The following is a 13,399-nucleotide window of genomic DNA, read 5'->3' as shown; positions in this document are numbered from 1 at the left end:
ATTTTTTAATTGCCGAGGTTACGGAGAATAGTTTCTAATTGTTCTTCGTTTTCAACTATAACCGTGCGTGCTTTGCTTCCATCGTTCGGTCCCACAATTCCGGCTTCTTCAAGCTGATCAACAATACGGGCGGCTCTTGAATAACCAAGTTTCAGCCTTCTCTGTAATAATGAAACAGAACCCTGCTGATGCCTGACAATTACTCTTGCCGCATCTTCAAACATCGGATCAAGATCAGTTAATAATCCTTTCCCGGATTCTTTTTGTTTATCATATAACGATGGAAGAAAATATGGCTTTGAATAAGCAGGCTGTGAATAAATATGATTGGTTATTTTTTCTACTTCATCAGTTGAAATAAATGCGTTCTGAATCCGTATCGGTTTTGGCGAACCCGTAGGAAGAAAAAGCATATCACCTTTTCCTAACAATTGCTCAGCGCCGTTCATATCAAGTATTGTTCTTGAATCTATTTTTGTAGCAACCTGGTATGCAATCCTCGCGCTGAAGTTTGCTTTGATCACACCAGTAATAACATTTACTGATGGGCGCTGCGTCGCAAGAACCAGATGTATTCCAACAGCACGAGCTAATTGTGCAAGTCGTGTAATGGGTTCTTCAACCTCTTTTCCGGCGGTTATCATTAAGTCAGCCAGTTCATCAACAACTACAATTAAATACGGTATCGGATGATGTTTAACATCTTCTGTGTCTTTAGGTCGTTTAGTCAGGTCAGTAACTTTTTTATTGTAGTCAACAATATTTCTCACTCCGGCTTTGGCTAGTTTATCGTAGCGCTTTTCCATTTCATATTCAACTGACTTTAAAAGCAGAATTGCATTTTGCGGATTTGTAATTATCTCTTCATCAAGATCAGGTGATACCGCCAGGTAGTGTCTTCTTAATTTATTATAAAATGAAAGCTCTATCTTTTTGGGATCGATCATAATCAGCTTAACTTCAGAAGGGTGTTTACTATAAAGTAAACTGCTGATGATCATATTGATACCCACACTTTTACCTGAACCTGTGGATCCGGCAATTAATAAGTGAGGCATTTTTGAAAGATCGGTAATGTAAACATCACCATTAATTGTTTTACCAAGCGCCATTGGCAGTTCAGTTTTTGATTCTGCAATTTTATTTAATACTGACCGCGCATTAACAAGTGATGCTTCTGCGTTTGGTATCTCAACTCCAATAGCGCTTTTCCCTGGTATTGGAGCTATGATTCTTATCCCTCTTGCCGCTAGCGCCAGAGCAATATCATTTTCAAGCCCTACAATCTTGCTTATCTTTACGCCAGGAGCCGGAACAATTTCATACAATGTTACTACAGGTCCCGGAGTAACGGAAATATCCTGAATATCAATATCAAAGAGTTTTAACTTTTCCTTGAGCAATTCCGCGTTGCGTTTTAATTCTTCTTCAGCAACTTTAAAATTTTCTTCAGGTACAGGCTCTAATAGATCAAGTCCCGGTTTTTTATAGTTTATACTTTCTTCCCACGGGTCAGGTAAATTTGATTCAATCTCTTTATTAATTTTCTTTTCAGGGATTTCTCCTGTCTTTTCGAGATCAACTTTTTTTACTTCTTCTTCCAGTACTTTATTCTCTTCCTGTACAGTAGGCTCATCCTTTCTGATTATCCTGATCTTAGTTTCAGACTGTCCTTCTTCATCCATCAATTCCTGCGCAGATAAATCTTCGACTGGCAATGCGGCTTTTTTCTTTTTCTCATTACGCAGGGATTTTAGTTTAGATATATTTTCACTTGAGGAATTATCTTTTTTATCATCTTCCTCTTCCTGCAATCCTTCTTTAATTTTTTCAACTGAGCCGGTAAATAAATTTTTAATGAAATGAAAAATTCTTTCAATTTTTATATCGAATACCAAAACCAGGAACACAACCATTGCCGCCAGAAGGAAAATGACGGCTCCAAGTCCGCCAAGCAGTTTTACAAAAATATCTCCAAGATAAAAACCTATTGAGCCAGAAAGTTCATATACATCATAAAAAATATTTTGGGCACGAAGAACTCCAAAAAATGATGAAAGCAGAAGTCCTGTCACTATCAGGAAATTTGATATGTATATAGTTGTGCGAAGCCGTGACTTGCTGAAAAAGTTTAATCCCCAGTAAAAGAACATCACAGGAAAAATAACAGAGAAGATTCCAAGTGTTGCATTGATAAAGAAATCGGAAATATATGCGCCGAATATACCAAGCCAGTTTCGTATGCTTTCTGCTTTGCGCAGAAACTCCTGGTCACCGCTGAATATTTTGAACAAATCAAAAAAAGAATAATCGAGGTTTGCTTTATCGAAGCGTGAGTAGGACAGCAGGCTGAATAACAGGAGGATCGAAAACAACAGAACAAAAATCCCGATTATCTTTTTTTTCTTATCTATACTAACAACACTTTGTTTGGAAGTATCGGTCTGCTTGTTCGTTCTGGTCGTCTTCTTACGTCTGATTGCCATTATTTAAAATCTACCTGGAAGAATTTTTATCGTTCGATAATAATTTAAGAACATTTCCAGAATAAAAAGGTATTGCGCTGGTTGTGTTTAACTTACTGCAGTATTTGAGATCTTCTTCAAATCCATTCTCGACAAGAATTTTACCGTGCTCAGCTTCTTTCATCATCTTAAGAATATTTTTACCAAACGATTTGCTAAGCGCAACACTTGCTTTGGCAGAATCAGTGAGCAAAAGGCTCTCATCAAGTTTAGCTATTTCAGAAATTAATTTACCTGCACACACCGTATCTTCCATTGAATATAAATTATTTCTGCCTGAACAAAGTATTTCAAAATCGGTTTTCATCTGAACAAGTTTCTCTGCAACAGCTCCCAGATTCATAAATGAGCAAATAAAAAGATGCTGCGAAAACTTTGCCTTAACTATTGCCTTTGAACCGTTGGTCGTATAAAATATTATTGATTTACCCGTAACAACTTCCGGCGAGTATTCGAGCGGTGAATTACCGAGCGCAAAACCTTCAATCTTTTTTGTGTTTCTTTCACCGCCAAGAAGTGTTTGCCCGCCGAACATTCCGCCGGATACTTTAACCGCAAATTCAACAGATGCAACCGGCACAATTTCCTTAGCACCGTTTTGAAGTGCCGTAACAATGGTTGATGAAGCTCTTAATATGTCAATGATGATCGTAGTTTTCCCGGTAAAATAAAGTTCGTCTAATCCAACCGGTGAAAGAAGTACATTTGCCTTCATATTAAATCATTCAGTTTATTCGGTTTCGAAAATTACTTATGCTCGATAAACGGCAGCTTAACAATCTTTGCGGGAACATCTTTTCCACGTATAACAATATTTATTTGTCCTCCCAAATTTGAATTTGATGCTTCAACATAACCTAATGCTATTGATTTTTCCAGAACCGGACTTAAAGTACCGCTTGTAACATTCCCGACTTTTTTTCCTGAATATGTAATTTCATAACCATGTCGTGGGAATGCTTTATCATCAACAATCATAGGAACTAATTTTCGTTTCAAACCTTCGGCTTTATATTTTAAAAGTGCGTCCCTGCCGATAAATTCTTTTTTATTGAGTTTAGTAATCCAGCTTAGTCCGGCTTCAAGTGGATGAGTTGTTTGGTCAATATCGTTTCCATATAAACAAAAACCCATTTCGAGTCTTAGGGAATCTCTTGCAGCAAGTCCCACCGGCTGAATATTGAATTCTTTTCCGGCTTCAAATAGTTTTTGCCAGATCATCTCGGAAGTTTTATCATCGCCTTTAAAATAAAGTTCGTAACCGAGTTCACCTGTATATCCTGTTCTTGAGACAGTCATTTCAACGCCGCAAATTTTTGCATTAAAGAAGTGATAATATTCAAGATCAAGATTTTTATCGCTGATTTTTTGAACTGTCTTTTGGGAGTTTGGTCCCTGTACCGCAAGCAGTGAGTATTCATCACTTTCATTTTTAAGTTCAACACCGAATGAGTTATTATCATTCATCCAATTAAAATCTTTATCGATATTTGAAGCATTGATTACAAGCATAAATTCTTTTTCAGAAATCATATATACTAAAAGATCGTCGACAATTCCGCCATCAGGATAACACATTGCTGAGTATTGAACTCTGCCGGGGAACAATTTTGATGCATCATTGACAGTTATGTGCTGGACAAAGTCTAAAGCTCTATCTCCTTTAACAAATACTTCGCCCATGTGTGATACATCAAACACTCCTACAGAATTCCTGACTGATTTATGTTCTGCCATGATTGAAGAATATTGAATAGGCATTTCATAACCGGCAAACTCCACTAATTTGGCACCGGCATTTTTGTGTATGTTATAAAAAGTAGTTTTTTTCATTATGAATACTGAGGATTATTTATTAAAAAAATTAATTGAAGTCATCTGTAATATCTTTTTGAGTTTTTTGTGAAAATATTTTGAACTGTCCCGCGGGCATATTTTCATCTTCCGTCATTGTTATTCGGGTAAAATATTTTAACTGCAGCCCGATAAGAGATTTGCCTTTTGTCTCTCTTAATTTTGCTGCGACTGAAGTGTGACACTTTATAAGTATCGATCTTTCTTTCGAGTTTCGTCTGAATTTTCTTAACCATTCTTCCAGGTCATAAACCATATGCGAATGTTTTGTAAGTTGTCCGGTACCCATGCAATAAGGGCATACTTCTTTCAAAGCCTGCATAATATTCTGGCGGATGCGCTGACGGGTTATTTGTATCAAGCCGAAGTCAGACATAGGCAGTACAGAAACTTTCGCGCGGTCTTTCCTGAATTCTTTTTTCAATTCGTCGTAAACTTTTTTTCTGTTCTTATCTTCTTCAAGATCAATAAAGTCGATAACAATTATTCCGCCTATATCACGAAGCCGCATCTGTCGTGCAATTTCTCTGGATGCTTCAAGATCTGTTTTGAGTGAATTGAGTTCCTGTTCTTTACTCTTTGCATAACGTCCGCTGTTAACGTCAATAACAACCATTGCCTCAGTATGCTCGATGATGAGATAGCCCCCGCTGGGAAGCGGAACTTTTCTTCCCATCAGAGTTTTTACCTGTTCTTCAATTTTAAATGAATCAAAAATTGAGTTTGAAGATTTGAACGGTTCTATTTTATCAACAAGATCGGGGTGAACAAGCTGAACATAATTTTTAATCTGCTTGTATAATTTTTTTGAATCAATAAAAACTTTGGAAATATCAGAAGAAAATAAATCCCTTATAACACTCGAAGTAGTTGATAGATCCTGGTGAATAAGTGAAGGAGGGTCTTCAGTTTTCACTGCCGCTTCAATTGTATTCCAGGTTTTCATAAGATTATTAAGATCATCTCTTACTGCGTCTTCAGTCTGGTTCTTAGCGACTGTTCTTATTATCAGTCCGCAGTTTTGAGGAAGCATACTTCTTGCAAGACTTCTTAATCTTCTTCTTTCTTTAAAGTCAGAAATCCGTTTTGATATTCCAATTTTATTATCGAAAGGAAGAAGAACACAAAAACGCCCTGGCAGTGAAACCGAAGAAGTTACTCTTACACCTTTATTGTTAACTGGTTCTTTTGTTATCTGGACAAGTATTTCCTGTCCTTTGTGAAGCTTGGGTACTGACTGCTGAGAGTCCCGGTTGGATCTGTTCTGCTGCTGCGGAGTTCCGTTTGAACCATTCTCTTCATCATCGTCATCAACTTCTTCACCAAGCATTTCCTGGAACTGATGTGTTCGTTCGCCGATATCTGAAAAATGCAGGAAGGCATCGTGTTTCATTCCAATATCAATGAAGGCGGCTCTTATACCGGGAAGTACTCTTGCAACTTTGCCGAGGTAAATATCCCCGACCATTCTCCGGTTTTCAGGATAATCGACGAAGAAGTCGACTAAATTTCCATCTTCTGTTATTGCAACACGCGTTTGCTGCGCGGATGAGTTTATAATAATTTCTTTTGTCATAACGACCAAACTCTTCTGATGGAATAAAATATTCCATCTCTAAAATTGTATACGATGAACAGTTCACTGCAATGTATTGTTCTTCTCTTTTCACCGTCTTTAAAATGAAAAGAGGCAGCAATAACGCAACCAAGTTATTGAATAAGTTTAAAAGCATTGAACTGTTTTACTTTATGTAATTATAAAATGAAAAACTTTGTACAGAACTTATCTTTAAAATGATTCTACAATTAACCGGAATAATTCCGGCTCGAAAATCAGTTTTGTGAAGACGGCGTATTCTCTGCTTTATTCTCTTTAAGCAGTTCTTTTCTGCTTAATGAATACTTTCCGTTTTCAATCTTTAAAAGCTTAACTGTTACTTTATCTCCAGGTTTGAAAAAATCAGAAACTTTTTCAACACGTTTGTTATCAATTTGTGAAATGTGCAGCAATCCCTCTTTACCGGGAAGAATTTCAACAAAGGCGCCAAAGTCCATTAACTTCGTAACAACGCCATCGTAGATTTCTCCAACTTCCGGAGTCGCCGTTAACTTTTTAATATACTCCTTGCACTTTGTGGCGCTTTCTTTATTTGGTGAAGCGATGTTAACAGTTCCGTCATCATCAATATTAATATCAACACCGAATAACCTTTGCATTCCCTGTATAGTTTTTCCGCCGGGACCAATGACAAGACCTATTTGATCCTGGTCTATCTTCATTGTGATTAATCTTGGTGCGTATTGAGATAATGATTCGTTTGGTTTGCTGATTGCTTCATCCATTATTCCGAGTATATGGAATCTTCCTTCTTTTGCCTGGTAAAGTGCTGTTTCCATAATTTCAAATGAAATTCCCTGAATCTTTATATCCATCTGGAAAGCTGTAATTCCATCTCTTGTTCCGGCAACTTTAAAGTCCATATCACCAAGATGATCTTCATTACCAAGTATGTCGGAGAGAACAGCAAATTTATCATTCTCTTTAACAAGTCCCATTGCAATGCCTGCAACTGCTTTTTGAATCGGAACACCGCCATCCATCATAGCAAGTGATCCGGCGCAAACCGTTGCCATTGAAGATGAGCCGTTTGATTCAAGTATATCTGAAATAATTCTTACTGTATAAGGGAATTGTTCTTCTGAAGGGAACATCATTTTTAACGCGCGCTCAGCGAGATTTCCATGACCAATTTCTCTTCTGCCAACCCCGCTCATCCTACCGACTTCACCAACACTGAATGGAGGGAAGTTATAATGAAGCATGAATTTTTTTGTGTACTCATCAGTAAGTCCATCAACAGTTTGCTCGTCGTTTTTTGTTCCGAGTGTAACCGTTGTCAAACTTTGTGTTTCGCCTCTTGTAAACAAAGCAGAACCATGAGTTCTCGGAAGTAAACCGAGTTCAATATTAATTGGTCTTATTTGTTTTGTATTTCTTCCGTCCAATCTTATTCCTTCACTCAGAATTCTGCCGCGCATTAATTCTTTTTCCATATCGTGAAGAATTTCTTCTATAACTTTTTCCTGTTCAGGGAATTTTTCAGCGAGTGATTCTTTTGTTGAAAGAAGCAGTTCTTTATTAGCAGAACTTCTTTCTTCTTTTGTAAGAACAGAGTAAACTATGCTCTTAAATTTTTCGGATGCAAAATCATACACTGCTTTTTTAAGTTCCGGATCAATCTCTTTAGCAGTTACAATTTTTTTGGGTTTGCCAATTTCATTTCTAAGTTCTAACTGAATAGCAATTATTTTTTTAATCGCATCGTGCGCGAACTTCAGAGCGTCAAGCAGTTCAACTTCACTAACTTCTTTTGATTCGCCTTCAACCATCATAATTGAGTCTGAAGTTCCTGCAACTACAAGTTCAACATCACTCAGTTTTATTTCAGGATGTGTGGGGTTAATAACAAACTCACCGTTTATTCTTCCGACTCTTACTTCAGCCATCGGACCATCAAAAGGTATATCCGAAATAGTTAAAGCGGCAGATGCCCCAACTGCACCGAGAACATCTGCATCATTTTCTCCGTCATGCGACAACACAAATGCAATCACCTGTGTTTCGTTTTTAAATGAATCAGGAAAGAGCGGTCTGATAGGACGGTCTACTAATCTTGCACTTAAAATTTCCTTTTCGGATGGTCTTCCTTCCCTTTTAATATAACCGCCGGGAAATTTTCCTGCTGCTGAAGTTTTTTCCCTGTATTCAACCTGGAGGGGAAAGAAATCCTGATCTTCTTTGGCTTCTTCTGCGGCAACTGCAGTAACAAGCACCATCGTATCTGCATATCTAACCATTACTGCACCGTTTGCCTGCCGTGCAAAACGTCCGGTTTCAATTGAAAATATTTTACCGCCTATTTCTATCTCTTTCTTAACAATCATTTATAAACCTTTATTTCCTGATATTTAATTCTTTAATAATAGCTCTGTAACGTTCAATGTCTTTTTTCATAAGATAATCGAGCAATCTTCTTCTTTTACCAACCATCATCATCAAACCTCTTCTTGAGTGATGATCTTTTTTGTGTGTGCTGAAATGCTCTGTAAGATCATTAATATGCTTGGTAATTAATGCTATCTGCACTTCCGGTTTGCCGGAGTCTTTCTCATTCTTTCCAAACTTTTTGATTAACTGTACTTTTTCCTCTTTGGTCATTTTATTTATCCTTTATTTGATTATACAATATAACCCCAGAACCACCCGGGATTAATTAACTAAGCTTTCTAAAATTTTTAATCCGTTTTCTTTATCCTTATTCATCTGACTGATTAGTTCCTCCGCAGAAGAAAATTTTTCTTCACCCCTCAGTCTTTCAATAAGATTTACGGTAACGAAACTACCGTAAATTTCATGGTCAAAATCAAAAACATAAACTTCAGGAATTGTTTCGCCTGAAGCATAAAACGTTGGTCTTTTTCCAACACTCAACAATCCATAATATTTAATATCAGAAAGTATGAATTCAACAACATAGATACCGAGTGCCGGAAGAAGTTTCTCGCTTGATTCCATTTTTATATTCGCAGTAGGAAATCCAAGTTTCCTTCCTCTTTTATCTCCTTCAACAACTCTTCCGCTGAAAGAATATTTTCTGCCGAGAAATTTATTCGCCTTCAAAATATCGCCTTCAGAAATAGCTTTTCTTATTTTAGTGCTGCTAACAATTTCTCCATCAATACTTAAAGGCTCAACTGAATCGACAACAAAACCGTAATGATTTCCCATTTCCTTCAGAGTCTGGATATCACCGCCTCTACCTTTGCCGAAATGATGATCGGTTCCGATTATAATTTCTGATAAGCCTAATCCTTCAACCATAAAATCTTTAACAAAGGATTCGGGTGAAAGCTGGGAAAACTCAGGAGTAAAATTAATTACAAGTATGTTTTCGATGCCGGACGATTTCAGAAGGTCTATCTTTTCCCGGTGTGTTGTTAAAAGTCCCGGTCTGTTATTACCTGAAAGAACATATCTTGGATGAGGATTAAATGTGATCAGAAAACTTCTTCCGTTAATTGATACGGCTTTACTCTTAACAGTTTCAAGAATTTTTCTATGCCCGCAATGTATTCCATCAAAAGTTCCTAAAGTAATTACTGTTTTCTTGTCTTTAGTAACCCGGGACAAATCCTCATATATTTTCATATCTAATTGTGAGTACAATAGGGTGCAAATATAAGTTAATTATGCCTAAAATGAAATTTTAACAGACGCTTGCGGCAATGGAAGGAATTCATCTTCAGGCATTAATGGTTAAAAAATGTTTGTTAAACTCTTCCATAGTTAAAGCAGAATTGACCGAGAAGTCACCAATTTCAGTTCTTCTCAATGAACTTAAAATTCCGCCGCATCCAAGTCTTTCACCAAGATCATTAGCAATGACTCTTATGTATGTACCTTTGGAACATCTTATCTCAAAATTTATATCAGGTAGATTAATACCGGTAACGTTAAACTCTGATACTACTACTTCTCTCTCATCTCTTTCAACTGTCTTTCCTTTACGAGCCATTTTGTAAAGTGTTTTACCACCCACCTTCAAAGCCGAATACATAGGGGGTTTTTGCATGATTCTTCCGACAAAATTTTCTTTGACCTTAATGATTTTCTCTGCCTCAATGCCGTCCAAACCTATGTGGTCGGTTACTTCTGTTTCAAGGTCCATAGATGGTGAGGTTTTACCAAGTGTAATTGTTCCGGTGTATTTTTTTTCCAGATCCTGGAATGAAATTATCTCTTTTGTTTTTCTTCCGGTGCAGACTATAAGCAGACCTGTTGCAAGGGGATCAAGTGTTCCCGCGTGTCCGACTTTTTTTACTCCTGCTGCTTTGCGGATTTTATGAACAACTTTGAATGAAGTCCATCTTAAGGGTTTATCGATTAGTATTATTTCTCCGGAAGTAAAATCAGGACTGTACTGGTCCACCGTTTCCTTTGTTATCATCTTCTTCGTGTATCTTTTTTATAAGACCTTCGATTTTTTCAACATAGTCCAGCGATTCATCCATAAAGAATTTTAGTTCGGGCGTGAATTTTATTGTCAGACGTGATGCAAGTTCCGATCTGATAAATCCTGCTTTTGATCTTACTTTTTCAAGTGCTGCTTCCCGTTTTTCCTTTTCAAAAACCGAGATGTAAACTTTTGCGATCTTCAGGTCAGGGCTTACTTTCACATTTGTAATTGTTAAAAAGCCGAAATCAGGATCCTGCAGTTTATATAAAAATATCAGGCTGATTTCTTCTTTGATGAGATTTTCTACTTTATCAATTCTGTGAGACATTTTCTTTTCCTTTGCATACCAACAATGTTTAGCGATTACCAAACAGGTTATGTAAGTTTCTTTTTAGTCTCCACAATTTTAAATGCTTCTATTATGTCGCCGACTTTAACATCATTATAATTGGCAACATTTAATCCGCACTCGTAGCCGGCATCAACTTCACGTACATCATCCTTGAATCGCTTAAGTGTTCCTATCTCACCTTCGTGTATTACAATACCATCGCGGATAATACGCACTTTGCTGTTCCTGGTAATCTTTCCTTCCTGTACATAACATCCTGCAACCGTTCCGAATTTCGGGACTTTGAAAGTATCACGAATTTCAAGTGTTGCAACAACTTCTTCAGAAAGTACCGGGGATAATAAACCTTCAAGAGCTGATTTAACTTCATTGATTGCATCATAGATAACACTGTAAAGTCTTATATCGACCTTTTGTGTTTCCGCAAGTTTCCTGGCGTTAAGATTTGGACGAACGTGGAAACCAATAATAATTGCGTTTGAAGCTGAAGCTAAAAGAACATCACTTTCAGATATTCCACCAACGCCTTTATGAATTACGCGCACTATGACTTCTTCATTAGAAAGCCGCATTAAAGAATCGGATAGTGCTTCAACAGAACCGTCAACGTCACCTTTTACTATAAGTGCCAGTTCTTTTACACCGCCGATGCTGATCTGTTTTGAAATTTCATCAAGTGTAATGTGGTGTACCTGCTTCTGATCCTGTTCACGTTTTAATTGCTGACGTTTGATTCCAACTTCACGAGCGACTCTTTCGGATTCCACAACTACAAATGTATCGCCGGCTTGTGGTGCGCCTTCAAATCCAAGTACAAGTACAGGTGTTGAAGGAGGCGCAATAAACACTTTGTTGCCTCGTTCATCAAACATAGCTCTTACTTTACCCTGGTAAATTCCGGCAACAAATGGATCACCAATTTTAAGTGTTCCTTTCTGAACAAGAATAGTTCCGGTTATTCCTCTCCCTTTATCAAGTTCTGATTCAACAACTGCACCGCGTGCATACCTGTCAGGATTTGCTTTCAGTTCAAGTATTTCCGCTTCAAGTAAAATTGTTTCAAGAAGTTTATCAACGTTAAGTCCGGTCTTAGCTGATAGTTCAACACACTGATATTTTCCGCCCCATTCTTCAACAAGCACTTTGCGTTCTGCTAACTGCTGTTTAATCCTGTCGATGTTGGAGCCGGGTTTATCTACTTTATTTATCGCTATAACGATTGGAACATTGGCTGCCTGTGCGTGATTGATTGCTTCGACTGTCTGCGGCATTACAGCATCATCTGCAGCAACCACAAGCACTACTATATCTGTGAGTTGTGCACCGCGTGCACGCATTGCAGTAAATGCTTCGTGACCGGGAGTGTCTAGGAAAGTTATAAATTTATCATTGCCAACATTAACCCTGTATGCGCCTATGTGCTGTGTAATTCCACCAGCTTCACCAGCTACAACATTTGTTCTTCTTATATAATCAAGTAATGAAGTTTTTCCATGATCAACGTGACCCATTATTGTAACAACCGGTGGACGGAATTTCAAATTTTCCGGTTCATCTGGTGTATCTTCAAGAGCCTGTGCAGTATATTCTTCCTGAAGTTCTATCTGGAAACCAAATTCATCGGCGACTAATGTTATTGTCTCAAGATCCAACCTTTGATTAATAGAAACCATCAATCCGAGCCCGATACATTTGGAAATTACATCACCAACCGGAACTCCCATCAAATTTGCAAGTTCATTAACAGCTATATACTCAGTAACCCTGATCTTCGTCTGATCAAGAGTTTTCTGTTCCAGTCTTCTCTCTTCTTCAGCTTCACGTTCTTTACGTTTTTTCTTTCTCTGAATTGCGCGTCCCGATGCAGCCGTGTCATCCATACTGAGAAGTGTTTTACGTATTGCTTCTTTTACTTCGTTCTGATCTATTTCAAATCTTTTTATTTTCTTTTTCTTTTTTGCTGCAGGCAGTTCTTCAACTACATTTTCGGTTGGTTTTTTTCTCGTCTTCGGTTTTTTCTTTTTCTTTACAACTTCTTCCTGCGAAGAAGATGTTTCTTCTTTCTGAGCAGTCTTTACTTCGGTTTTTTTCTCTTTCGGTTCCAGATCGATTTTTCCTACAACCGTTAGTCCGCGTTTTTTATTAGCCTCTGTTTCTTTGGGAGTAACAAATTGTTTCTGTTCAGACTCTGAAGCAACCTGATCCGTTTTTACATCTTCAGGAATTTCTGTCTTTGCCTGAATGTGTTCTTCTTCCTGCTCTTCTTTTATTTCAGGAGTTTCAGGAATATCCGGAGCTTTTTCAACTTCAGGCTCAATGGTTTCAATTTTTACTTCAGGAAGTTCCGGCTCCTTTTCCTGTTCTATCGCTACGGATTCCGTTACCTTTGGTTCTTCCGCCTGGGATTTTTCCGTCCTCTTTTTATTAAACTCCGCAATCTTCTTGTAATGTTTTTCTGCTTTCTCTATATCTTTTTTAAAATGATCATTGATATCATTTATCATTGCTTCAGTAAGCATTGACATATGAGACTTAACATCGTGTCCTTTTTTCTGAAGGAATTCAACAAGATTTTCTGCTGAAAGATTTATTTCAGATGCAAGTTTATACACTCTAAGTTTTTTCTCTTTGGTTTCGGACATATTTCTTTC

At 37.5% G+C, this 13,399-nt stretch carries 10 protein-coding genes; all 10 read right to left on the bottom strand.

From position 1 onward, the window contains the following. Nucleotides 1-5: 5 nt before the first annotated feature. The 10 genes from IPM56_18960 to infB all read right to left on the bottom strand — a co-directional run bounded on the left by IPM56_18960 (nucleotide 6) and on the right by infB (nucleotide 13,390). Nucleotides 6-2,486 (bottom strand): DNA translocase FtsK, encoded by a 2,481-nt coding sequence (locus IPM56_18960; GenBank protein ID QQS36291.1) that lies wholly within the window; start codon nucleotides 2,484-2,486, stop codon nucleotides 6-8. Nucleotides 2,487-2,496: 10 nt separating this feature from the next. Beyond that, nucleotides 2,497-3,240: a 2-phosphosulfolactate phosphatase gene (locus IPM56_18955; GenBank protein QQS36290.1), complete on the bottom strand. Its 744-nt coding sequence runs from the start codon at nucleotides 3,238-3,240 to the stop codon at nucleotides 2,497-2,499. A gap of 32 nt (nucleotides 3,241-3,272) precedes the next feature. After that, nucleotides 3,273-4,358: a glycine cleavage system aminomethyltransferase GcvT gene (gene gcvT / locus IPM56_18950; GenBank protein ID QQS36289.1), complete on the bottom strand. Its 1,086-nt coding sequence runs from the start codon at nucleotides 4,356-4,358 to the stop codon at nucleotides 3,273-3,275. A gap of 31 nt (nucleotides 4,359-4,389) precedes the next feature. Beyond that, a complete protein-coding gene (locus tag IPM56_18945; protein ID QQS36288.1) occupies nucleotides 4,390-5,955 on the bottom strand; it encodes an Rne/Rng family ribonuclease in 1,566 nt (521 codons plus the stop codon). Between the two features lie 257 nt (nucleotides 5,956-6,212). Beyond that, complete coding sequence (gene pnp / locus IPM56_18940) at nucleotides 6,213-8,324, bottom strand: polyribonucleotide nucleotidyltransferase (GenBank protein ID QQS36287.1); 2,112 nt, start codon at nucleotides 8,322-8,324, stop codon at nucleotides 6,213-6,215. A 10-nt stretch (nucleotides 8,325-8,334) separates the two neighbouring features. Then, the gene (gene rpsO / locus IPM56_18935; protein ID QQS36286.1) at nucleotides 8,335-8,598 is read right to left on the bottom strand and encodes a 30S ribosomal protein S15; all 264 of its coding nucleotides are present in this window, start codon (nucleotides 8,596-8,598) and stop codon (nucleotides 8,335-8,337) included. Nucleotides 8,599-8,649: 51 nt separating this feature from the next. Next, entirely contained in the window at nucleotides 8,650-9,588 is a 939-nt protein-coding gene (locus tag IPM56_18930; protein ID QQS36285.1) for a bifunctional riboflavin kinase/FAD synthetase, read from the bottom strand. A 94-nt stretch (nucleotides 9,589-9,682) separates the two neighbouring features. Beyond that, the gene (gene truB / locus IPM56_18925; protein QQS36284.1) at nucleotides 9,683-10,387 is read right to left on the bottom strand and encodes a tRNA pseudouridine(55) synthase TruB; all 705 of its coding nucleotides are present in this window, start codon (nucleotides 10,385-10,387) and stop codon (nucleotides 9,683-9,685) included. Continuing rightward, on the bottom strand, nucleotides 10,350-10,724 hold the full coding sequence (gene rbfA, locus IPM56_18920) for a 30S ribosome-binding factor RbfA (protein QQS36283.1): 375 nt from the start codon (nucleotides 10,722-10,724) through the stop codon (nucleotides 10,350-10,352). The genes truB and rbfA overlap by 38 nt, the downstream gene beginning before the upstream one ends. A 47-nt stretch (nucleotides 10,725-10,771) precedes the next feature. Then, nucleotides 10,772-13,390 carry a translation initiation factor IF-2 gene (infB, locus tag IPM56_18915; GenBank protein QQS36282.1) on the bottom strand — a complete coding sequence of 873 codons (2,619 nt, stop codon included), beginning with the start codon at nucleotides 13,388-13,390 and terminating at the stop codon, nucleotides 10,772-10,774. Nucleotides 13,391-13,399: the final 9 nt, after the last annotated feature.

The sequence above is a fragment of the Ignavibacteriales bacterium genome (genome assembly GCA_016700155.1).
GTDB lineage: Bacteria > Bacteroidota > Ignavibacteria > Ignavibacteriales > Ignavibacteriaceae.
Note: the sequence above shows the minus strand (reverse complement) of the source record. Positions and strands in the feature narration are given on the sequence as shown.

Coding starts and splice junctions, on each gene's coding strand:
- IPM56_18960 (QQS36291.1), bottom strand. CDS start 2,486: ATGGCAATCAGACGTAAGAAGACGACCAGAACGAACAAGCAGACCGAT.
- IPM56_18955 (QQS36290.1), bottom strand. CDS start 3,240: ATGAAGGCAAATGTACTTCTTTCACCGGTTGGATTAGACGAACTTTAT.
- gcvT (QQS36289.1), bottom strand. CDS start 4,358: ATGAAAAAAACTACTTTTTATAACATACACAAAAATGCCGGTGCCAAA.
- IPM56_18945 (QQS36288.1), bottom strand. CDS start 5,955: ATGACAAAAGAAATTATTATAAACTCATCCGCGCAGCAAACGCGTGTT.
- pnp (QQS36287.1), bottom strand. CDS start 8,324: ATGATTGTTAAGAAAGAGATAGAAATAGGCGGTAAAATATTTTCAATT.
- rpsO (QQS36286.1), bottom strand. CDS start 8,598: ATGACCAAAGAGGAAAAAGTACAGTTAATCAAAAAGTTTGGAAAGAAT.
- IPM56_18930 (QQS36285.1), bottom strand. CDS start 9,588: ATGAAAATATATGAGGATTTGTCCCGGGTTACTAAAGACAAGAAAACA.
- truB (QQS36284.1), bottom strand. CDS start 10,387: ATGATAACAAAGGAAACGGTGGACCAGTACAGTCCTGATTTTACTTCC.
- rbfA (QQS36283.1), bottom strand. CDS start 10,724: ATGTCTCACAGAATTGATAAAGTAGAAAATCTCATCAAAGAAGAAATC.
- infB (QQS36282.1), bottom strand. CDS start 13,390: ATGTCCGAAACCAAAGAGAAAAAACTTAGAGTGTATAAACTTGCATCT.